This is a genomic window from Aliivibrio sp. EL58 (assembly GCF_900312675.1).
In the GTDB taxonomy this organism is placed as follows: domain Bacteria; phylum Pseudomonadota; class Gammaproteobacteria; order Enterobacterales; family Vibrionaceae; genus Aliivibrio.
The window spans coordinates 1,207,847-1,230,787 of sequence record NZ_OMPC01000009.1; the positions used below are offsets into that span (position 1 = coordinate 1,207,847).

The 22,941-nt window shown below is 40.2% G+C and carries 23 protein-coding genes; 7 read left to right on the forward strand and 16 right to left on the reverse strand.

From position 1 onward, the window contains the following. The first annotated feature begins 72 nt into the window (after positions 1-72). Complete coding sequence (locus ED622_RS16440; protein ID WP_122035858.1) at positions 73-681, forward strand: YitT family protein; 609 nt, start codon at positions 73-75, stop codon at positions 679-681. An 81-nt stretch (positions 682-762) separates the two neighbouring features. Here ED622_RS16440 and ED622_RS16445 read toward each other — a convergent pair whose 3' ends face one another. The 13 genes from ED622_RS16445 to ED622_RS16500 all read right to left on the reverse strand — a co-directional run bounded on the left by ED622_RS16445 (position 763) and on the right by ED622_RS16500 (position 15,006). Then, positions 763-1,089, reverse strand: coding sequence for an MliC family protein (locus tag ED622_RS16445; protein ID WP_122035860.1), 327 nt, complete (start codon positions 1,087-1,089; stop codon positions 763-765). Between the two features lie 70 nt (positions 1,090-1,159). Beyond that, on the reverse strand, positions 1,160-2,128 hold the full coding sequence (locus ED622_RS16450; protein ID WP_122035862.1) for an ABC transporter ATP-binding protein: 969 nt from the start codon (positions 2,126-2,128) through the stop codon (positions 1,160-1,162). Then, the gene (locus tag ED622_RS16455) at positions 2,125-3,132 is read right to left on the reverse strand and encodes an ABC transporter ATP-binding protein (RefSeq protein WP_122036163.1); all 1,008 of its coding nucleotides are present in this window, start codon (positions 3,130-3,132) and stop codon (positions 2,125-2,127) included. The genes ED622_RS16450 and ED622_RS16455 overlap by 4 nt, the downstream gene beginning before the upstream one ends. A 74-nt stretch (positions 3,133-3,206) precedes the next feature. Further along, positions 3,207-5,051 carry an extracellular solute-binding protein gene (locus tag ED622_RS16460; RefSeq protein WP_122035863.1) on the reverse strand — a complete coding sequence of 615 codons (1,845 nt, stop codon included), beginning with the start codon at positions 5,049-5,051 and terminating at the stop codon, positions 3,207-3,209. 39 nt (positions 5,052-5,090) lie between these two features. Beyond that, positions 5,091-6,143 carry an ABC transporter permease subunit gene (locus tag ED622_RS16465; protein WP_122035865.1) on the reverse strand — a complete coding sequence of 351 codons (1,053 nt, stop codon included), beginning with the start codon at positions 6,141-6,143 and terminating at the stop codon, positions 5,091-5,093. A 3-nt stretch (positions 6,144-6,146) separates the two neighbouring features. Beyond that, a complete protein-coding gene (locus ED622_RS16470; protein ID WP_122035866.1) occupies positions 6,147-7,175 on the reverse strand; it encodes an ABC transporter permease subunit in 1,029 nt (342 codons plus the stop codon). Positions 7,176-7,437: 262 nt separating this feature from the next. Then, positions 7,438-7,605, reverse strand: coding sequence for a hypothetical protein (locus ED622_RS19975; protein ID WP_162922540.1), 168 nt, complete (start codon positions 7,603-7,605; stop codon positions 7,438-7,440). A gap of 165 nt (positions 7,606-7,770) precedes the next feature. Continuing rightward, a complete protein-coding gene (locus ED622_RS16475; protein WP_122035868.1) occupies positions 7,771-8,502 on the reverse strand; it encodes a DUF3726 domain-containing protein in 732 nt (243 codons plus the stop codon). After that, positions 8,499-10,184, reverse strand: coding sequence for a hypothetical protein (locus ED622_RS16480; protein WP_254052649.1), 1,686 nt, complete (start codon positions 10,182-10,184; stop codon positions 8,499-8,501). Before ED622_RS16480 ends, ED622_RS16475 begins: the two co-directional genes overlap by 4 nt. Before the next feature lie 120 nt (positions 10,185-10,304). Continuing rightward, complete coding sequence (locus ED622_RS16485) at positions 10,305-11,897, reverse strand: BCCT family transporter (protein ID WP_122035872.1); 1,593 nt, start codon at positions 11,895-11,897, stop codon at positions 10,305-10,307. Between the two features lie 99 nt (positions 11,898-11,996). Further along, positions 11,997-12,986, reverse strand: a complete 990-nt coding sequence (locus tag ED622_RS16490) for a membrane dipeptidase (RefSeq protein ID WP_122035874.1) — start codon at positions 12,984-12,986, stop codon at positions 11,997-11,999. Between the two features lie 56 nt (positions 12,987-13,042). Beyond that, positions 13,043-14,506, reverse strand: a complete 1,464-nt coding sequence (locus ED622_RS16495; RefSeq protein WP_122035876.1) for an aldehyde dehydrogenase family protein — start codon at positions 14,504-14,506, stop codon at positions 13,043-13,045. A gap of 89 nt (positions 14,507-14,595) precedes the next feature. Then, positions 14,596-15,006 (reverse strand): RidA family protein, encoded by a 411-nt coding sequence (locus ED622_RS16500; RefSeq protein WP_371413440.1) that lies wholly within the window; start codon positions 15,004-15,006, stop codon positions 14,596-14,598. Positions 15,007-15,148: 142 nt separating this feature from the next. Between ED622_RS16500 and ED622_RS16505 the strand changes: the two genes are divergently transcribed. After that, positions 15,149-16,033 carry a LysR family transcriptional regulator gene (locus tag ED622_RS16505; protein WP_045101431.1) on the forward strand — a complete coding sequence of 295 codons (885 nt, stop codon included), beginning with the start codon at positions 15,149-15,151 and terminating at the stop codon, positions 16,031-16,033. A gap of 68 nt (positions 16,034-16,101) precedes the next feature. On the opposite strand, the gene gmhB is transcribed toward ED622_RS16505, so the two are convergent. Then, positions 16,102-16,653, reverse strand: coding sequence for a D-glycero-beta-D-manno-heptose 1,7-bisphosphate 7-phosphatase (gmhB, locus tag ED622_RS16510; protein WP_045101430.1), 552 nt, complete (start codon positions 16,651-16,653; stop codon positions 16,102-16,104). Between the two features lie 241 nt (positions 16,654-16,894). Here gmhB and metN point away from each other — a divergent pair, with 241 nt between their 5' ends. From metN to ED622_RS16525, 3 genes are read left to right on the forward strand one after another with little or no spacing between them, the layout of a single operon-like run. Then, positions 16,895-17,929, forward strand: a complete 1,035-nt coding sequence (metN, locus tag ED622_RS16515) for a methionine ABC transporter ATP-binding protein MetN (protein ID WP_122035880.1) — start codon at positions 16,895-16,897, stop codon at positions 17,927-17,929. Further along, positions 17,919-18,596: a methionine ABC transporter permease gene (locus ED622_RS16520; RefSeq protein WP_061005169.1), complete on the forward strand. Its 678-nt coding sequence runs from the start codon at positions 17,919-17,921 to the stop codon at positions 18,594-18,596. The genes metN and ED622_RS16520 overlap by 11 nt, the downstream gene beginning before the upstream one ends. 41 nt (positions 18,597-18,637) lie before the next feature. Then, complete coding sequence (locus ED622_RS16525; protein WP_122035882.1) at positions 18,638-19,447, forward strand: MetQ/NlpA family lipoprotein; 810 nt, start codon at positions 18,638-18,640, stop codon at positions 19,445-19,447. A gap of 62 nt (positions 19,448-19,509) precedes the next feature. On the opposite strand, the gene ykgO is transcribed toward ED622_RS16525, so the two are convergent. Together ykgO and ED622_RS16535 are read right to left on the reverse strand one after the other, a co-directional pair. Continuing rightward, complete coding sequence (gene ykgO / locus ED622_RS16530; protein ID WP_012549672.1) at positions 19,510-19,647, reverse strand: type B 50S ribosomal protein L36; 138 nt, start codon at positions 19,645-19,647, stop codon at positions 19,510-19,512. Next, the gene (locus ED622_RS16535; protein WP_061005174.1) at positions 19,647-19,904 is read right to left on the reverse strand and encodes a type B 50S ribosomal protein L31; all 258 of its coding nucleotides are present in this window, start codon (positions 19,902-19,904) and stop codon (positions 19,647-19,649) included. Before ED622_RS16535 ends, ykgO begins: the two co-directional genes overlap by 1 nt. 145 nt (positions 19,905-20,049) lie before the next feature. Here ED622_RS16535 and tsaA point away from each other — a divergent pair, with 145 nt between their 5' ends. Further along, entirely contained in the window at positions 20,050-20,748 is a 699-nt protein-coding gene (gene tsaA, locus ED622_RS16540) for a tRNA (N6-threonylcarbamoyladenosine(37)-N6)-methyltransferase TrmO (RefSeq protein ID WP_122035884.1), read from the forward strand. Between the two features lie 149 nt (positions 20,749-20,897). Then, positions 20,898-22,613 (forward strand): proline--tRNA ligase, encoded by a 1,716-nt coding sequence (locus ED622_RS16545; protein WP_122035886.1) that lies wholly within the window; start codon positions 20,898-20,900, stop codon positions 22,611-22,613. Positions 22,614-22,941 lie beyond the last annotated feature (328 nt).

The following is a 22,941-nucleotide window of genomic DNA, read 5'->3' on the forward strand; positions in this document are numbered from 1 at the left end:
ATAATTGCATAAATTCAGAATCCTACTATTCTGGCGTCCATTATTTTGTTGGTATTAAATAGACTTATCGTTATGGAAAAAGTAAAACACACACACAAGGAAGATGTCATTGCTATTCTTACAGGCACTTTTCTCGTCTCTCAAGGCATTTTCTTTTTACAAGCAGCCGATCTCTTAACTGGCGGAACGACAGGACTTGCACTGTTAATTAGCCAAATGAGTGGGATCAGTTTCGGTATTTTATACTTCATTTGTAACTTGCCATTTTATGCTCTGGCTTGGCAGCGATTTGGAAAACGATTTGCACTAACTAGCCTAATTTCAGGTGGCCTTGTTTCTATCATGACTGATCATTTAAATATGATGATCTCTGTGGATCACATCAATGATATTTACTGCGCTATTGCTGGAGGTCTGTTGATGGGATTAGGGATGCTAATTTTATTTAGACACCGCTCAAGCTTAGGTGGCTTTAATGTCCTATGTCTTTTCATTCAGGAAAAATTTGGTATCTCTGTTGGTAAAGTTCAGATGGCGATCGATTTCTGTATCCTAAGTGCCTCTTTCTTCTTTATCACACCTTGGCTATTAGCCGTCTCTGTTCTTGGTGCTGTGGTACTGAATATCGTCCTTGCTATGAATCACAAACCAAATCGTTATATTGTGACTTATGGAAGCTAAATTAAAGCAGTAAACATTTAATACTAAAAAGGCGAAACATTATCAAATGCTTCGCCTTTTCTTTATTTCTCAAGTCAATAATTACTTGATTACTTTACAGTGATCTAAAACAACTCGTCCCAGTTCTAATCGTGCTTCATCGCCTTTTCCAAAAAACACTATCGCCGCACTAATGTCTGGCATTCCATCATCCGAAATGTACTTCATTCCTGATGCTGATACGGCACGCTTTAAAGCATAATCTTCTTTAGGCAGTTGTAGTAATGCTTTATCTTCATTAAACGTGATTTGAAAATTTCGTCCCGCGTCACATGCGTAACGCACAGGCTGTGCCGTTCCCATCTCTGGCATTGACGATGAACAACCAGCGAGTAACCCTAGAGCCGTAAAAACAAATAATTTCTTCATGATTTTCTCTCATACTTTTTTATTAACTATAGGATAAAACAAGCAAATACAGATGTTTCAAAAAAGATATTTATTTATATAAATGGCAAGCTACTTCATGCCCATCTTGTGAAAGAATGTGTCTTAGCGGCTCTTTAGTAAAGCACTGACTTTCTGCTTTTGGACAACGTGTTGAGAATCGACATCCTTTGGGAGGATTAATCGGCGAAGGAACATCTCCTTTTAAAATGATCCGCTCTTTTCCTCTAAACCTAGGATGAGTGACAGGTATTGCAGAAAGTAAGGCTTCGGTATAAGGGTGCTTTGGCGAGTGATATAAGCGTTCTGAATCACCGTATTCGACAATTTTACCTAAGTACATGACAGCCACTTTGTCTGAGATATGCTTCACTACCGATAAATCATGAGCAATAAAAATCAACGCTAAGTTCATCTCTTTTTGTAAGTCTAATAACAAATTCACTATCTGAGCTTGAACAGACACATCTAAGGCTGACACCGACTCATCACACACAATTAATTTTGGCTTTAACGCTATCGCTCTTGCAATGCCAATTCGTTGTTTTTGGCCACCTGAAAACTCATGAGGATAACGAGTCACAGCGCTTACTGGTAAACCGACTTTAATTAATAATTCTTCTACCCACTGTTTACGCTCTTCTTTTGAGCCGACGCCATGAATAACAAACGGTTCTTCCAAGATCATTTCAACGGTATGTCTTGGATTTAATGACTCGGTTGGATCTTGAAAAATAATCTGCATTTCTTGGCGAAGTGAACGCATCTCTTTATTGTTAAAATGAGTAATATCCTGACCTTCAAAAAATATACGCCCTGCAGTTGGTTCAAATAATTTAAGAAGGCTACGACCTAGTGTACTTTTACCACAGCCAGACTCACCGACGAGCCCGAGGGTTTCGCCTTTATTAACACTCAGCGAAACCCCATCAACGGCATGAACCACATATCCCTTATTAAAGATCCCTTTACCTGAATAAAAATGCTGTTTAAGCTCATCCACTCTTAATAATTCATTCATTTTATCACCTCATTATTAAGCACTAATGCGTTACTAAAATGGCAGCTTACATGGTGTAATAACCCAACTTCATTCATCATTGGAATTTCAGTGTCACATCTCTCCTGCTTGTATTTACAACGAGTAGAGAAACGACAGCCACTTGGCATCTCATTAAGTGAAGGGACGGTTCCTTGAATAGTCTCTAGTTCTGTTTTAGGTTGTAAGCTTAAACTTGGCATTGAAGACATTAAGCCTTGTGTGTATGGATGCTTGGGGTTATCAAACAACTCAAAAATCCCTGCTTGTTCTGCCACTCGCCCTGCATACATCACAACGACTTCATCACACACTTCAGCAACGACACCTAAATCATGCGTAATAAAAATGATCGACATACCTGTTTCATCTTGCAGTTTATTCATTAACTCTAAGATCTGAGCTTGGATCGTGACATCTAATGCTGTTGTCGGCTCATCACAAATTAAAATGTCAGGTTCACATGCCAAAGCAATAGCTATCATGACACGCTGACGCATACCACCAGATAAATTGTGAGGATATTCATGAAGACGAGAATCGGGTGACGGTATCCCTACTTTTTCTAGCATTTCTAAAGAATAACGAAGGCGCTGCTTTTTATCTAAATCTGGACGATGAAGTTCTAGCACTTCATTTATCTGCTTTCCTATGGTGTGCACTGGGTTTAGTGCGGTCATTGGATCTTGAAAAATCATCGAAATACGGTTTCCACGCATCTCATACAACTTATCAGGACTTAACTGAACTAAATCTGTCTCTCCATATAAAATTCGTCCTCCCACCACATTGCCATAAGGTTTTGGTAATAGACCCATAATCGACATTGCTGTGACACTTTTTCCGCAGCCGGATTCACCAACAATACCAATGGTTTTTCCTTTCGGCACTTGAAAACTGACGCCATCAAGTACGGTTACGGTTCCATCATCAGTTTCAAATTCAGTTACTAAATTTTCTACCGATAAAACAATTTTTCTATCCATATGCTTCTTCACTGTTTTATTATTTTTATCCATTTACCGCTAGGAGATCCCTCTCCTAGCTTTTAAATACTAACTTAGAGCTTATAGGTCTCATCAATAATGCTGACAGGCTCAAACGTTTTTCCTGATTTCATTGCGGCCTTCGTCTCTTTTTTCATTGCGTCATCAATCCAGAATGTACTGAAGGTTTGAGAGAATCCCCAACCATGGAATAAATACCCCGTTTGTTTGGTTGCCATATTTTCTGGCAATTTCATCCAACGCCAGTAACCTGCGCGAGCATAAGGAACCATGTAACCAGGAACAATGACGTTAGCATCCGCAATCACTTGTTGGATCTTACGAGAAAGGGCGCGTTTTTTCTCAATATCAAATTCATTCTTAAATGAATCAATCAAGCTATCTAACTCTTGAGAGGTAAAATTGGTAAAGTGGTTTGTTTGTGGTTTATTGGCATTGTCTGAATGAAAGTATTCCCAATAAGCAGGGATATCAGCGGTTCCCATATTATGAAAAGAGATGTCATGCTTTTTCTCAAGCACATATTTGAACATACTTGAGCCATCAATCAGGTTCAGTTCAAAATCTAAACCGGCCAGTTTTGCTCGTTCTTTTAAAACAGCAACACGAGGAGTGAATGTCTGTTGAGAGTAAGTCACTGCAAAGCTCAAACGCTCGCCTTTATCATTAAGACGAATACCATCAGACCCTATGTTAGTAAATCCTGCTTTTTCAAAATATTCGATGGCTTTTTTTGCATCAAATTTAGGAGCCTTAATCTCTGTATTATCATAGCCAATATGACCAAATCCCATCCCGTTAGGTTTACGAGAATAGTCTCCACGAAGGACTTTTTCGATCATCATGTCAAAATCCGTTGCATGCATAATGCCTTTGCGAACATTAATATCGTTCAGCATTGGTTTTGCCGTGTTCAGCCATAATCCTCCGGCTCCTACCGCAGCTTGGTTGTATACCCACGCTTTTTGAATATAGCCACTTTGGTAGTTTTTACCGTTAGATTTTTCATGCCACAGATCAGGGCGCACTAATCCAAATGAATCTAGATTTCCTTTTTCAAAATGTTTTAAGGCGATATCTGCATCACGGATCACCTTGATGTTTATTTTCTCAACGTTAAAGCGATTTTGATTGTATTTATTCTCATAACCCCACCAATCCTCACCCACATGTTTCAAGGTGATATTCTTACCCTTTTTAATTTTATCGATGTAGTAAGCCCCTGTTGTTGGCTCAGGTTTGAAGTTATATTTACGAACGAATTTGTCGTCGATACCGTCATTGTTTTCATCTAATTTAGGTTTGCCATAAAAATGCTCAGGGCGAGGCATTAGGTTGGTGTATTCAATTAACTCATCACGATTTCTTGGTTTTGCAGAGACGATTGCCACGGTATGCTTATCAAAGGTAATAATGTTCGAAATTTCATTGGTGAAAAAGTCATTATACCAAGGCGCAACAATGTCTGTTGAGCGCATTAGTTTAAGCATAAATTGGTAATCTTTTGCAGTAACCGGTTTACCATCACTCCACGTCGCATTAGGGTTTAATTTAAAATAGACCGTTTTATTATCATCCCCAAACGCCCATGACTGTGCCAAACCTGGCAGCCATTCACCCGTATTCGGATGTTTGATTAATGGGGGTAAGTTTGCTTCTAGTACCCACGCCCTAAAAGCACCATTTGAATCTGGACCAACAGAGCGAAATGTTTGTGGAAAGCTCAATGTATAGGTTCGATAGGTTCCACCAAAAGTCGCTTTAGGTGAAGAAAACGTTGGGGCTGAATCGTTAGTCTGCCATTCTAAATTAGTGGGTAGATCGGCTGCAAAAGCAGTAAAGCTCAACAAAGCACTGGTTGATGCCGCTAATAACGTAAGTCTGCTTTTTATTGTCATAGATTCCTTCCTATTCTTATTATTTATAATCAAGTTACGCTATACGTATCTAGTGTGTTTTTTAGGATCAAACGCTTCTCGGATCCCTTCGCCAATGAAGGTCACCATGATTAATACCGTCACAATCGCCGTCACCACCGAGCTCGCTATCCAAGGTGAATCTAAATTGGATTTTCCTTGCTGCAATAACTCTCCCCAACTTGGTGTTGGAGGCATTAAGCCAAGGCCTAAATAATCCAAAGCCGTAAGAGCGGTAATATTTGCTACTATAGTAAATGGAGCTAAAGTCACAATCATCACCATGGTATTAGGTAAAATATGATGGAATAAAATTCGAGAATTAGATGCCCCTAGTGCTTTGGCTGCCATCACATATTCTCGGGCTTTTTCTTTATAGGTCATGGTTCGCATGTACCAAGTCATCCCCATCCAGCCAAACATGACATTAATTAGAGTGAATAACATAAAGCTCGGTTTCATTATCGACACCAAAATCATGATGACGTATAAAAAAGGTACCATGGACCAAACTTCAATAAAGCGTTGGAAAAACAGATCAAACTTGCCACCAAAGAATCCCATCGCACAACCGACTGAAACGCCAATCGCATAAGAGATGACTAACGTAATTAAAGCAAAGCCCATAGCAATTCGAAAGCCATAAAACAAACGCGATACAATATCTCGACCAATAGTATCTGTTCCTAAGTAGTGTTTTTCTTTGGCACTTGGCTCGGTCGGAGGGAAGTCCCCTGAAAAATCTTGTTCATAAGGATTCCAAGGTACGATTGGCATAATGACAAAGTTCCCTTTATCTTCTTGCTCAAAATGGGTCTGTAGATCTCTATAGTTAGTTTCATGGACATAATCTAAACCAAACGTCTCTCCTGATTTCACATCACCATACGTTGGAAAATGCCATTCACCTTGATAACTCACAAGCAATGCTCGGCTATTAACCAATACCTCTGCAAAAATAGAAAGTACTAGTAATAGTGATAACATGAGCAATGACCAATAACTGCGTTTAATCCCTTTAAATCTCTGGATCTTCTTTTGTGTTAGTGGACTTAAATTTAAAATAGATGACATACATTAAGCTCCAAATTTCACACGCGGATCAACCGCTGCAACACACACATCCGACACTATATTACCAATCATTAGCATCATTGCATTGATTGCAAAAAGTCCCATAACAACAGGGTAATCTCTCTCTATAATGGCTTCATAACCAAGTAGACCAATACCATCAATATTGAAAATAACTTCAATTAAGAAGGAACCCGTCATAAAAAACATCAGTGAATTACCAAAGTGACTCGCAACAGGAATTAGGCTGTTTCTTAATGCGTGTCGACGAACGGCTTTTCTAAATGGCAAGCCTTTAGCAATGGCGGTACGAACATAGTCTGCCGCTAAGTTTTCCATTAAGTTATTTTTCATGGTCATGGTAAGCAATGCAAAATCACCGATGAGATAACAAAATAGAGGTAATACGGCATGCCACATAATGTCTTTTATTTGCTCAAATACTCCGAAGTCATCAAAATCATCGCCAACAAAACCACCCATTGGAAACCATTCCAATTGATAGCTAAACAAACTAATTAAGAAAACACCAATAACATAACCAGGTAGTGCAAAACCGACAAAAATAGCAATAGAGGAGGTAGAATCAAGAATGGAACCGTGTTTTAAGGCTTTAAGGTAACCAAGAGGAATTGAAATTAAATAGCTTAATAAGAAGGTCATTCCCCCATAAAATAAGGAGACAGGTAAACGCTCTGCAATCATATCCCAAACAGGTTCATAGTAGCGGGTAGACTCACCAAGATCGAGAACCACTAATTTTGTTAACCAATCATAATAAGCTTCAAAAACTGGCTTATCTAAACCATAAAATGCATTAAGTTCTGCGATCTGGTCTTCAGATAATGCGTTATTGCCATCGGTAACGCTGCTGGTTCCTCCCGTTTCAGACGCCCCCTGCATTTGTAAACTTAAAAGCATACGCTCTACAGGACCACCAGGAACAAAACGCGTTAGCGCAAAGATAAGTAAGGTAATTCCAATGAAGGTTGGGACAACCAATAAAAGTCGTCTAAGTAGGTAAGATATCATCCGTGACTATTGCTCCAAATCTAATCTGCAGACTCCGCTGCATTTGTTTTTTATAATAGTTTTATTAACTTAGCTCAATAGCATTTCAACTACAATCAGAGCTATTGAGAGTGTAAGCGAGTTAACAGTTTGCAGAATAGTGAGAAAATTAGAAAGGGAAAGACGAGTTTTGGGCTCAGTGGTTAAAAAAGTATCACAAAATAAACCTCATTGGATTAGATTATCCACAAGGAAAAATAAAGGCCTACACTAAGCCAATAGTTTATTGAAATGGCATCGCGGTTAAGTGAGCTAATATATCTTGTTGTTGCTCATCGGTAAGTAGATCCCATGTATTTACGGTATTATCCGTCTGAGTGTCTTGCTCACTTAATGCTTTTGTTGTTTCTACTCCTGAAACTGCTTGGCTAGTATTGTCTAATTTATTCATAATAGTTCACCCAATCCTTAGTACTTATTCATTAAGTGTAAGTGATTCTGCGTTATAAAAAACACCATCTCTGTTTTAATTTTGAGACAAAACAAAAACGCCCATCACTTTCATGATGAACGTTTTGTATTCAGAGCTAATCACTCCACTGAGTATCAGTAATAATTAAACCAACTCTCCTGCCCCTTTTAAAGACTGCTCACTGTTCTCAACTAAAATAGCGGTCGCGGTTTTTTTTAAACTTTCCCAATCAACGTCATCAACGGCAATGCCATTGCGCCATGCATTTTCTTGTGTGGCATGTAATTCGGTTGAATCAATGTGAATGCTATAGCCTTCCGATAATGCCACCACATCAAAATCTCTTATCGATAATTCAATCGTCATATCATTGAGATTTATACTATTTAAATCAACTCTATCCGATAGGAATAACTCAGGAGAAACACAACCTCGATTAAGTATATACAGCGTTCTCTTAGGGCTGGTTCCATTATCCCAAAACGCCTTACACGCAATTCCTTTCGCCGCTAGCTTTACAAGCTCACTGTACGCCAACCAACGGTTATGACATTTTTTAAGCGTGATGGTTAACTGTTTTTCTCCCACCATGTTTTCAACGGCATAATCAATTATCACAGGTAAATGACAAGCAACACTACCGCCATGTAAATCAACAACAAGGTGGCTTGAATCCATGCTCTTTATATCGGCTGGGCAATCTTCTTCTACGGTTAAAAATTGAGTCGCATTATTAAAATGTTTCACCCCATTCAAACCAATCATTTGTAGATCTGCCACCATATTCGCAATCACGTCCGCCTCTCCACACGTACGTCGCATACCTAAAAATGCTTTGTTCGTCACCGCGACAAGTTCATTATGTGAAACGATCATTGGCCTTCTCCTTTACTTGGCAGTAATGGGAATAACCACTCCCCATCATGGATTTCATCTAATAATGGCGCTCCCTGAAAAAACGTAACTCGAACCCAACGTTCAGATCGAGGATCAAACTTAGTTGCCCCAAAGACGGCCAATTTACAGCGTAATAAATGCATTGGTAAAGACGACTTATGCAGTACATTCATTTGAATATCACCCATCGCCTTATGCCCTAACGTCCACACTCGACGCGCAATGGCACGATACTGAGGGTGTTCTACTAGAAATTCAGCCAGAGACATACTCGTTTCACACTTCATTAGTTCATGATAAAGACGATACACTTGACGACCGATATCCAATGGTAACTCTCTGTCCTCTCCCTTCTCTTCTCCTCGAACACCTAATCGTGGCTCTTCTTTATCTTGTGAGCGATACCAAAACCAATAATTATTTTCTGCTTGAGTAAAATCGGTAGTAATGGCCCATTGATAACTATTTTCTAAGATAGCAATTAAGTCTTGGACCTTCTTGCCACTTGGTAAGGACAAGGTCTCACTGCAATTCATTTGCTCTTCAAAGCTATCCACTAATTCTGGGTGAACTTCCATTAAACAAGACAGTACTATCTCTTGTGCTTCTAGACTCATGTCACTTAAGTTCATCATCACATCTTGCCAAGTGCGGCTCTGTGCAAGAAGAGTATCTAATGCATTAATTAAAGACGTTAATTCTGATGCTGCAATGTGATTCAAGTTATCCTGAAGCTCATTAATCGTAATAACCTGCTCTAAGTGCTGTACTGATTTTTTCAACAAGTAACTAAGAGGCGCTTTCTTATTTAATGTAACTCTATGATGTAGAACTTCAGCCAGTGCCATCTCTCGAGCAAACATCCACTGGTCAACAATACAAGGGTGGTTAATCAAATAAGGAGCCATCCCTAAGCCAGTCGCGTTGCCTACCCCAAGGTAGCGCTGCAGTTGACGATCTAAATTAACGGCTTTTTCTCCACCTTGCTCGGTTGCTAAATAGTGAACCCAATCTAAACTAAATTGGCGCAACATATAAACCGCACACATTTGAGCACTAAACGACTGATTAAAATCAGGGTTATTTTCCAGCAATTTAAAATCTGCAATGCCAAATTTACCATTACCATAAACAGCGGTCGTTCGAAGGATATAACCCACCTCCGCAAGCACTTTTTGGGCAGGTTGTTCCCCTTTAGCTAAATAAGAAACAAGATGTTCAAACACTCGTACACTTTTATTTGCTCTGGCTAACACCAATACATTATTCGGATTTCTTCCTGCTTCTTGCAATGGGACATTAGCTTTTAAGCGACTTAATAACTCAACATCCACATCTCCAAGAACTAATGCAAAGGTCACGTCCCACTTTTCAGCAATAACACGATCATTACGTTCTTCATCTGCTATCTCATCACAAAATACAACGAGGTGATAAGTGTGATTGCCCGTAACTAATTTATAAATAACATGACCAAAACCTTGGGGTGATAATTGCCATTCATGTTTAGTTACCTGCCAATTTTGTTGTGCCATTTTTCGTATTAAGCTACGAACAAAACTGATCCTATTTTGATGCATAGCACCCAATCTTTCCGGCGCCATGACAATTTCAGGTTTACGCAGATGAGTTTCAGCGTACGTTGAACGATGTGCATCCATGTTGCTCACCACCATTTCTAGTTATAAGTATATTGATAGGCTCTTTATTATCTTAGAGTCTTTATTAGAGCCGACTTGAGCGGCGTATTTACCGCTCTTGCTTCACGTTATTGAGGGAGTTTAGAGGCCCTGTTCCTTTGCCATCTTCATTGCTATTTGTGGTGCGTTCCACAATGAAGGGAGCAAAATTAAAGATACGGGGACGGCGGTAATAACAATAAAAGACTGCAATGCTGAAATGCCACCAGATCCAAGGGAGATTAAGATGATCGCCGTCACCCCCATCATCACACCCCAGAAGGTTCTGATAATGGCATTAGGCTCGGTCTCACCACTAACAACGACACTGATGGTGTAGGTCATTGAATCCCCAGTTGTCACAATAAAAATAGTGGTTAAGATTAAAAACAAAATAGACATAACCATTGGCATCGGTAGCTGTGAAGTTACGGCAAGTAATGCTCCTGGTAAGTTAAACCCTTCAAAGGCTTTACTGACACTACCTGGTTCAGCAATTTCAAAAGCCAACCCAGAACCACCCACAATCGTGAACCAAAAACACGTAACAAGTGGCGCCACAATACTGATTGTCGTAACCAACTGGCGAATGCTGCGCCCTCTTGAGATACGAGCAATAAATATGGCCATCATCGGACCGTACCCTAAGAACCATCCCCAGAAGAAAACCGTCCACCAGCTTAACCAACCTTCATCACCTCGGTATGTCGCCATTGGAATGAAGTTATTAATCATGCTTCCCACACCTTGGATATAACCGTTTACAATGAAGTTTGTAGGTCCAAAGATAAGGATATAAAGCATTAATGCAGATGCTAAAATAACGTTATATCGACTCAGCATTTGCATACCACGATTCAAGCCACTCAGTGCCGATATGGTATATAAAGCGATAGCAAATAAGATGATAATAAATTGCGTAGTAAAGCCATCTGGAATATCAAACAGAGCGTTTAACGCGTAGCTCACTTGTAAACCTAAAAAGCCAATAGGACCAATGGTTCCTGCTGCAACCGCAACAATACAGCATGCATCAATCAGAGCTCCGGTATGCCCTTTGAGTACTCGCTCTCCAAAAACAGGATAAAGTAAGATCCTTGGCTTTAGTGGTAGCCCCTTATCATAATGAAGGTGCATAACAACGATAGAAGTTAGACTTCCCACAATAGACCATGCTAAGAACCCCCAGTGCATAAAAGATTGTGATAAGGCGTTCACCGCACCTTGTTGGGCATCGACTTGCGCACCATACAATGGTGGAGGATTAACAAAGTGAGCAATCGGTTCTGCAGCAGCCCAAAAAACACCGCCCCCAGCTAATAAGGTACAAAAGATAATCGCCATCCAACGAAAACCATCCATCTCTGGCTTATCAATCCCTCCTAAGATCACTCGCCCAGTACGCCCCGCAGCAAGCCCAATACCAATAAGAAAGGTAAGTAACAATAGTAATTGCCAGTAAGGACCAAAGACTTTTACTGCCCAAGCAAAACCTGTGTTTACCATGGTAGACAGCAGTTCGCTATCAACTAAAGCGATTAAAACAAATGCGGCAATAAAACCACCGCTATACCATAAGGCAGGGTTATTAAGCCCTAATTTTTCCGCGGTTGTTTCACTATATTGTGCTTTTCTCGTTCCTTTTTGCTCTGTACTCTTGCTTGACTCTTTCACGCTATTCATTAAATCAGACATACTCTGACTCCAGGGTATTCTTTGCAGCTGCAAAGGTGTATTTACCACCGACTCTATTATTTTTATATTGAATCGGCTGCTCCATGTATGGGTCTCGCTTTACGAAATAGGCTCTAGTCCTTGTTGTAAAAAGTTAAACCAATTTTCACCCAGAACTTTCCCAGCTTCCGGTTCACTGAATCCGTGACGCATTAATCCATTGTAAATATTTTCCATGCCAGCACTACCGCAAAACCACGGCAGCGCATCTGGCCAACCTGAATTACTCGCTGACCCTTCACCATAATTCATCGCTTTTGACCAACGACCATTACGCATCCACTCCAACACTTCTTGTGGTTGGTTTAAGCATAAATCACTGCCAATACCTAAGTGTTCTATTCCGACCATATCGGCAGTTGTTGCTACCATTTGGCAAAAATCATCTAGGCTACATTGACTGCCATTTGGTAAATGAAATGGGTACAAACTAAAACCAAGTAATCCACCACGTTCTGCTAATGCTTTAATTACCGTGTCTGATTTATTACGTAATGCATCATGAGCAAAAGAAGGATTGGCATGACTAATACAAATAGGTCGTGACGATAAATCAATCGCTTCAAGGGTTGAACGCTCCGCACTGTGAGACATATCGACGATCATCCCTACACGGTTCATCTCTTCAATCACTTGCTGACCAAAACGAGTAATGCCAGTATCATTTTTTTCATAACATCCTGTCGCGAGTAGACTTTGGTTGTTATAGGTCAATTGCATGATCAACAACCCTTGTTGACGCATAACTTCAACTAAACCAATTTCATCTTCAATGGGAGAGCAATTTTGTGCGCCAAAGAAAATACCTACTTTTCCTTTCGCTTTTGCTTCTTCAATATCTGCCATTGAATAGACTGGCATTATAAGATCTGCATTTTGCTCAAAGCGTAAGTTCCACTCAGCAAAACGACTCAACGTTTCTCGTGCGTTTTCGTGGTACACCATGGTGGCGTGAACCGCTGTAATGCCACTGGCTTTTAGAGTCTGAAAATACTCTCTATCCCAATTGCAGTATTGCAAACCATCGATAACAATCCGTTGTTGATACATAACACGCTCCTTATTTCATTTCAGTTTCATCTAGTTGAGTAGATTTTCCATCCATTTTAATAAGGACGTTGATAAGCCGTTTTCACTACCGTATAAAATTCTTTTGCGTATTGACCTTGCTCTCGTGGACCAAAACTTGATTCTTTACGACCACCAAATGGCACATGGTAGTCCGTACCCGCGGTTGGTAAATTGACCATTACACAGCCCGTTTGCGCTTGTTGCTTGAATAAAGCACTGGTACGTAAACTTTGCGTAATGATGCCGCCTGTTAAGCCAAAACGAGTGTCGTTGGTCGTTGCAATTGCTTCTTCTAAATCAGACACGCGGATCACACTTGCCATGGGTGCAAACACTTCTTCTTGGTTTACTTCCCATTTATTGTCCGTATTAATAAACAGAGTTGGCGACATGTAGTACCCATCATGAGCAAGATTTAAACGCTCACCACCAAATGCTAATTCAGCGCCGCTTTGACGTGCATTTTCAATCCATCCAAAATTCGCATCCAACTGATTACCGTCAACCACTGGCCCCATAAATACGCCATCTTCAAGTGCGTGCCCGACTTTTAATTCACTCATACGCTTGATTAGCGCGTCTACGTAAGCGTCGTGAATACCATCCATAACAACCAAACGAGACGACGCGGTACACTTCTGACCTGCGCCAGAAAAAGAACCAGCAATTGTCGCTTCCACCGCGGTTTGAATATCCGCATCATCAGCAATAACCAGCGCATTTTTACTGCCCATTTCTAATTGGCAACGTACAAAGTTTGGCGCGGTAGCCGTTGCTACTTTACGTCCCGTATCAACTGATCCCGTAAAGCTCACGCCATTGATCTCTTTTGAATTAATAAGCGCATTACCCACCTGAGAGCCATTACCTAATACCAGATTAAAAGTACCTTCAGGTAGGCCTTGACGATGAATAATTTCAGTTAGGGCAACCGCACTTGCAGGTGTTAAATTCGCAGGCTTCCAGATCACACTGTTGCCAAATGCCAATGCAGGGGCAATTTTCCAAGCTGCGGTTGCTGTCGGGAAATTCCAAGGAGAAATCACCGCAATCACCCCAACGGCTTCACGCGTCACTTCAACAGAAACACCCGGTCTGACAGAATCTGCGCTATCACCAATTTGACGTAATACTTCAGCTGCAAAATATTGGAAAAACTGACCAGCACGATAAATTTCACCACGCCCTTCCATAAAAGGTTTGCCTTCTTCACTTGAAAGCAAACGCCCTAATTCATCACAACGTGCAATTAACTCATCACCAATCGCCTGCAATACCGCTTGTTTACGCTCTAGTGGGGTCTTCTCCCATTCTGGTTGTGCTTTTTTTGCTGCAGAAATCGCATCTTGAACTTGGCGCTCACTTGCTTGAGCAAAATGACCTAAGTTCTGCGTGATATCTGATGGGTTAATGTTTGCTATCGTACTGATACCAGATTGCCACTCACCACCGATGTATAATGATTTTTCCGCTTGGATAATTTGCGCTTGAACTGTCATGCTATCTTCCTTGTTCTAAGATTTATTGCTTTCAAAAATAAACAATAAATAAACTAATTCGTTAATATTAAATGAGGGTGAGTTTAACGTTATTCTGATTGAACAGCTGCATAAACAACCAACTCAACTAACATTTCTTCACGAGCTAACCCTGCGACAATCATTGCTGCACGGTTTGGATAAGGGGCGTTAAAGTATTCTGCATACACTTTATTTACGGTGGCGAGATACTCTCTGTCAGTGACATAAATCAATACTTGCAGAACGGAATCTAACGACTCTCCCGCACACTCTAATGTATGAACTAAGTTATCTAGAGTTTGACGAGTTTGTGCTTCAATCCCTCCTTCGACCACCATTCCTGATTGATCAATCGGTATCTGAGCCGTATATAAAGTGCCATTATTTACAACAGCCCACTCAAGAGGTGCTTTTGATGCAAATAGCTCGGTTTTTACTGCATGCTTTTTCATTTTAGTCGTCACTCTCTTAATTACCATGTAATAACAATGTTTCAATATAGTTAAATAATGCACATTGACAGGTGATAAATCTAACGGTAAATTTTTTACATTCGATAAGAAAAACTAATCACTTTGGTAAGAGTTCGATAAATAAAGGGCTGACAAGGAAGGAGGATAAATGAGTATCAAGCTACAACAATTGAAACACTTTACTTTAGTCGTAGAAGAAGGAGGCTTTCGTGCTGCATCAAATCGTGCAAATCGTTCTCAAGCGGCGTTATCAACCTCAATTAAAGAACTTGAACGTATTTTAGAACAACCTTTATTTGAAGCTGGTAATAAATCGAAATTAACGCCTTTTGGAGAGATCTGCTTTCCTAAAATAAAACAGTTCTTAGGGGTTTATGAACAGCTAACCAACGATTTACGTGCCGATGCGGCAGGCCAACAAGGACGGGTCCGTATCGCAAGTGTTCCTTCTGTTGCTGCAAAATTAATCCCGAGTGTACTGGGGGCGTTTAGTGAGAAGTACCCAAATGTGGAAGTCAGTTTAATTGATGATAATGCCGCCGCTGTTGAAGCAAGGTTATTATCTGGCGAGGTCGATTTAGCGTTAGGGAATTACTCGCAATTAGAAGAGGAAGCGATTCACTTTACTCCGCTTATCGCCGATCCTATTGGGGTGGTGTGCTTAAAAGATCATCCGATTGCCAATAACCTCGACGGTGTTGAATGGCAGGCATTACTCCCATACCCTTTTATTAAGAACGGGACTTGCTCTTTACTTAATTCCACTCCTGCTCACGTACTTAGCCAACAAGCCCTCTACTCTGTAGAGAATATCACCTCATTGTTTTCAATATTAGAACTCGGTATTGGAATTACGACCTTACCCAAATTAGCCTTCCCAACCAATGAAACCCGTTTAGTCTGGATCCCTTTGATTGATCCACCACTAGAACGACAAATTGGAATATTTCAGTTAGCAGGCAGAACCATCTCACCACAAGCTCAGCAATTCTATGAACTGTGCGTTGAGTACTTAAATTATCAAAAAGAATAACCAATAAAAAAGCCTACAAACAAAAAGTCTGTAGGCTTTCTAAAATTACCGTCGTATGCTTTATTTAATTAAGCAAACAAAAACTTAGGCACATCCGCAATGCTATCAAGAACAGTTGTTGCTAACGCTTCACCTTCTTCAGTTACTGGCTTACCTGTGCGAACAAGAATACGAGTACCAACACCCGCCGCCTGTGCTGCCATCATGTCTTCTTTCTTATCACCAATCATCACAGAGTTTTCCATGTCGATATCTAAGAAAGTTTGAGCAGAAATAAACATGCCTGGGTTTGGTTTACGGCAATCACACACTTCTTTGTATTGCTCTACCGTTGCTTCAGGGTGGTGTGGGCAGTAATAGATACCATCAAAGTCGATGTCGTTTTCAGCAAAATTCCAATCCATCCACTCTGTCAGTGTTTCAAATTGCTCTTCTGTAAACATGCCACGAGCAATGCCTGATTGGTTTGTTACCAATACCAGTAGGTAACCCATGTCTTTGCATTTTTTAACAGCATTAAATACACCATCAATGTATTCAAAGTCATCACGTTTATGAACATAGCCACGATCAACGTTAATCACGCCGTCTCTATCAAGGAATACTGCTGGTTTAGACAAGGTGAAACCCTCTATATAATCAAATCGGTTAATAAAAAATTATCGCACGCTTTTCATTTCTTAGCATCTTATTTATACGTTTAGCCGTCTAGACGTAAAAATATCTATTGACTTAAATCAATATCCGAAATAGCATCAGTAGGATATAAAAAATGAGAGATCGCTCAGATTTTTTAACCTTTGCCATCTTTCTATTTACATTAGCTCTCTATTTTACAAAAAATGCAGTTCAAGGCGAATCATGATTGAAATAAACCGCGTTAATAAGGTGTTTTATCAAGGTGCAAAGGAAATTAATGCCCTTAAAGATATTAACCTACATATTGCCCAAGGCACCATTTTTGGTGTAATTGGCTCATCAGGTGCAGGGAAAAGTACACTGATACGCTGTGTAAACATGTTAGAGAAGCCAACAAATGGTGAAGTTATTGTTGATGGTGTTGATTTAACTAAGCTGTCTTCAAGCGAATTAAGTAAAGCTCGTCGTAATATTGGGATGATCTTCCAACACTTTAACCTTCTTGCTTCACGAACTGTATTTGAAAACGTAGCTCTACCTTTAGAGTTAGCGGGTAAATCAAAACAAGACATTCAAAAGAAAGTAAATGAGCTGCTCGATCTTGTTGGTTTGTCTGACAAACACAACACCTACCCTGCGAATTTAAGTGGTGGGCAAAAACAACGTGTAGCGATTGCTCGTGCACTTTCAACGGATCCAAAAGTATTGCTTTGCGACGAGGCAACCAGTGCGCTTGATCCTGCGACAACAAAATCGATTTTAGAGCTGATTAAAGATCTAAACCGTAAATTAAACATCACGATTTTAATCATCACGCATGAAATGGAAGTTGTAAAAAGCATCTGTCATCAAGTGGCGATTATCGGTGGTGGTGAATTGGTTGAAAAAGGCATTGTAAGCGATATTTTTGCTCACCCTAAGACCAAGCTTGCACAAGAGTTTATCCGTGCCACATTAGATTTATCGATTCCTGATGATTTCAAATCTCGTCTTCAAGAAACCTATGTAGAAGGCAGTTACCCTCTTATTCGTTTGGAATTTACTGGTGCGAGTGTTGATGCTCCTGTGATTAGCCAAATATCTCGCGAATTTGATATTGATATCAGTATATTAAACGCAGATATTGATTATGCAGGCGGCGTTAAATTCGGCCTTATGCTAGCGGAATTTTTCGGTAACCCTGAATCAACAGAGCAAGCAATTGCATTCTTACGCAATCATCACGTAAAAGTAGAGGTATTAGGTTATGTCATTTGATGTGATTTCTGCATGGCTTGATTTAAACAGCAAGCTGTTATTAAACGCAACAGGCGAAACTCTTTATATGGTTGCGGTTGCTGGTATTGTTGGTTTTGCTATTGGGATCCCTCTTGGTGTTGTTTTACACATCACTAAAAAAGGCGGCTTAATGGAAAACACTGCATTTAACAGTGTGCTTGGCGCTATTGTAAACGTAGGTCGTTCAGTGCCTTTCTTGGTTCTAATGGTTGCCATTATTCCAGTAACAAAATTGATTGTTGGTAGCTTTATTGGTACGACAGCGGCAATCGTTCCACTGACTATTGGTGCTATCCCATTTGTGGCTCGTCTGATTGAAGGCGCATTAATTGAAGTACCAAGTGGCTTAGTTGAAGCAGCACAATCTATGGGCGCAACACCGCTACAAATTATTACTAAAGTATTGCTTCCTGAAGCACTACCAACAATATTAAATGCAGTGACTATCACTCTAGTAACGCTAGTTAGCTACTCTGCAATGGCAGGTACGGTTGGCGGTGGTGGTTTAGGTGATGTTGCTATTCGATATGGTTTCCACCGTTATGATTTAACTATCATGGCTGTGACTGTTGTAATGCTGATTGTTTTGGTGCAAATCATTCAATCTGTAGGTGATGCTTTAGTTAAGAAAGTTGATCATCGTTAATCTAATTTTTATATATGGAATTCATTTTTAAGGAGTAAATAATGAAATTGAACCTAAAAACACTGGCAGCAGCTGCTGGCCTAGCATCAACACTAATTCTAACTGGCTGTGGCCAAGAAGAAGCAAACACAAACCTAATTAAAGTAGGTGTAATGGCAGGTGCTGAAGCGCAAGTTGCAGAAGTAGCCGCTAAAGTTGCAAAAGAACAATACGGTCTTGATGTTGAGCTAGTGACATTTACCGATTACGTAACACCAAACGCTGCGTTGGATGATGGTTCTATCGACCTAAATGCATTCCAACACAAGCCATACCTTGATCAACAAGTGGCTGACCGTGGCTACAAAATTGAAGTTGCTGGTAATTCATTTGTTTACCCAATTGCAGGTTACTCTAAGCAAGTAACGTCGGTTGACCAAATTGAAGATGGTGCACGTATTGCTGTACCAAACGATCCAACTAACCTTGGTCGCTCTCTTCTTCTGCTTCAAGAACAAGGCCTAATCACATTACGTGATGGTTCTGGTCTTGCTGCAACGGTTCGTGATATTACTGCTAACCCTAAAAATATCACCATTGTTGAGCTAGATGCAGCACAACTTCCTCGTTCTCTTGATGACGTTGCTCTATCTGTAATCAACACTACTTACGCAAGTAGCCTGAACCTTACACCAGAGAAAGATGGCATCTTTGTTGAAGATAAAGAATCTCCATACGTAAACCTAATTGTTGGCCGCACTGATAACGTAAATACTGATAACGTAAAAACGTTTGTTAAAGCGTACCAATCAGACGAAGTTTACCAAGCTGCTCTAAAAACATTTAAAGGCGGCGTAGTTAAAGGTTGGTAATTCCTCTTTTGACTTAATCAAACCTAAAAAGGTTGGCAGTGATGCCAACCTTTTTTTATATCTTACTTTTTCTTCTTCCCTTGAACCGCTTTAAATCGAGGATTAGTTTTACAAATAACAAAAACTCGCCCTTTTCGCTTTACGATTTGACAATCTTTATGTCTAGATTTAGCACTTTTCAATGAGCTTAATACTTTCATTATACTTTCCCTTTTAATGCACCAAATCGACGATTGAAGTTTGCAACTCGGCCTTCAGTGGATACCACTCTTTGCTCACCGGTATAAAACGGGTGTGATTCAGAAGAGATATCTAATGTCATATAAGGGTATTCCTTACCATCTTCCCATGTCATTTTTCTATCTGTCTGCAATGTAGATCCAATAAGGAAGTATTTATTCACACTCGTATCGTGGAAAATAACCTTTCTGTATTCTGGGTGAATGCCTTCTTTCATCTTTTTCTCCATATCAAATTACGCACTAATTGTTATGTTATAACATAACAATTATCATTTGAGAACTATTATCATCTAAAGTAAAAAAGTGCCTTTTCATTACTTATGATAAAATTCAGTCATATTCACCGTTGAGCTTACATAAATGACTTATCACATCGATCCTGTTGGTTTTATCCAATCACCTTACAAAGAAAAGTTTGCGGTTCCTCGTCAGCCTCGCTTAGCGCCTAGTGCCACATCTCGCCTAAAACTGGTGGGCGATGCTAATTCACCTGAAGCGGTGCGTGGAATCGAGCAATTCTCTCATTTATGGTTATTATTCTTATTTGACCAAAATTTAGAGGCGGGATGGAGACCAACGGTTCGTCCGCCACGTTTGGGTGGCAACGAGCGTATTGGTGTGTTTGCTTCGCGTGCGACCTTTCGTCCCAATGGTATTGGTATGTCAGCCGTCGAATTAAAAGGCGTGGTTCAAGAAGGCAATCAAACCTATTTAGAATTGGGCAGCGTTGATTTAGTGGATAACACGCCAATCATAGACATCAAACCTTACATCCCTTATTCCGATTCTATCCCTGATGCTTTAGGTGGTTTTGCCGAAAATGAACCCAATGTTCTTGATGTGTATTTATCGATAGAGGCCCAAAAATCACTTAGATCACACCCACAAAAAACACATATTGAAGCGGTGATAAAAGAAGTGCTTGGGCAAGATCCTCGTCCTGCTTATAAAAAAGGAAAAGCAGATACTAAGGAATACGCGGTAAATTTGTTTGATTTGAACGTAAAATTCACTGTAGATAGCAATTCGATCACGGTAACTGCAATTGATCGCTTTTGAGATCGCTTTTAGGCTGATATCATAGAGGGCTTAATTTTAGATTTGACTCCATTCTGATTAAAGAATTGGCCCAAGCTAAAATTGACCTCTCGATTTAACTGTTTAAATCGAGGTATTCCAATATTCATAACTAACAAATGGATGAAAACATGCGCACTAGCAAATACCTTCTTTCAACACTGAAGGAGACTCCAAACGACGCAGAAGTAGTGAGCCACCAGCTCATGCTACGTGCAGGTATGATCCGTCGTCTAGCTTCAGGTTTATATACTTGGCTACCGACAGGTCTACGTGTATTGCGTAAAGTCGAAAATATCGTTCGTCAAGAGATCGACAATGCAGGTGCAATCGAAACTTTGATGCCCGTAGTTCAACCGTTTGAGCTTTGGGAAGAGACAGGCCGTTCTGAAAAGATGGGTCCTGAACTACTTCGCTTTACTGACCGTCATGTTCGTCCGTTTGTACTTAGCCCAACAGCAGAAGAGGTTATCACTAGCCTTGTTCGTAACGAAGTTAACTCTTACAAACAACTTCCGCTAAACCTATACCAAATTCAAACTAAATTCCGTGATGAACGTCGTCCACGCTTTGGCGTAATGCGTGCACGTGAATTCTGCATGATGGATGCGTACAGCTTTGATATCGACAAAGAAGGCCTGCAAAAGTCTTACGATGCAATGCACGATGCTTACTGTAAAGCATTTGACCGTATGGGTCTTGAGTACCGTCCAGTATTGGCTGACTCAGGCGCTATCGGCGGCAGTGGTTCTCAAGAGTTCCACGTACTTGCAGAAAGCGGCGAAGATTTGATCGCATTCTCAACAGAATCTGATTACGCAGCTAACATCGAAAAAGCAGAAGCTCTAGCACCGACAACTGAACGTGCTGCTCCTACTCAAGAGATGACAACGGTTGATACACCAAACGCAAAAACAATTGCTGAATTGGTTGAGCAACACGGTATCGCAATTGAAAAAACAGTGAAAACATTATTTGTTAAAGCATCTGATGAAGTTGACGCTGATATCATTGCTCTTATCATCCGTGGTGATCACGAGCTTAACGAAGTTAAAGCTGAAAACCTTCCACAAGTGTTATCTCCACTAGAGATGGCTGACGAAGCACAACTTCGTGATCTAATCGGTGCTGGTGCTGGTTCTCTTGGCCCTGTTGGCCTAGAACTGCCATTCATTGTTGACCGCTCTGTTGCAGTAATGAGTGACTTTGGTACAGGCGCAAATATCGATGGTAAGCACTTCTTTGGTGTGAACTGGGAGCGTGATGTACAGCTTGGTCAAGTTGAAGATCTACGTAACGTTGTTGAAGGTGATCTAAGCCCATGTGGTCAAGGTACTCTACAACTGAAACGCGGTATCGAAGTCGGTCACATCTTCCAATTAGGTACAGCCTACTCAGAAGCAATGAACTGTGGCGTACTTGATGCTAACGGTAAAAACTCTATCCTTGAGATGGGTTGTTACGGTATCGGTGTTTCACGTGTTGTTGCATCAGCTATCGAGCAAAACAATGACGAATACGGCATTGTATGGCCAGAAGCGCTTGCACCATTTACGGTTGCTATCGTTCCAATGAACATGTACAAATCTGACCGCGTTAAAGAAGCAGCAGAAAAACTGTATGCAGAATTAACAGCGATGGGTATCGACGTTCTATTTGATGACCGTAAAGAACGCCCAGGTGTTATGTTCAAGGATATCGAACTTATCGGTATTCCACATACTGTAGTGATCGGTGATCGCAGCATGGACGAAGGTAACTTTGAATATAAGAACCGTCGTGCAAACACAAAAGAAGTCGTAGAAATTGCAAACATCGTTGAGCACATTAAAGCTCAATTAAGCTAATTTCATCACCTTTTAAATACCAAAGGCTAAGTAAATTTACTTAGCCTTTTTTATATCTATGAAATAAATTTCCATTTTATTATTTACCCCTTGTTATGACTTAATCTACTGATAGAATTTATCTCAACAAAGCCATACTCTTTTATTACCGTTGTTCTACGGTTTTATGGCTTTATATATCTTACAGTTTTATAGTCTTGTAGCTCTTTGGTGTACCTTACCTGTCTTTGTAAATTCACCAGATGCGATCTATTTTTTCTTACCAGTTAAGTCTATACATAGTTGTCTTATTCTCGTTATAAATATCATTGCTTCTTTATTGACAATA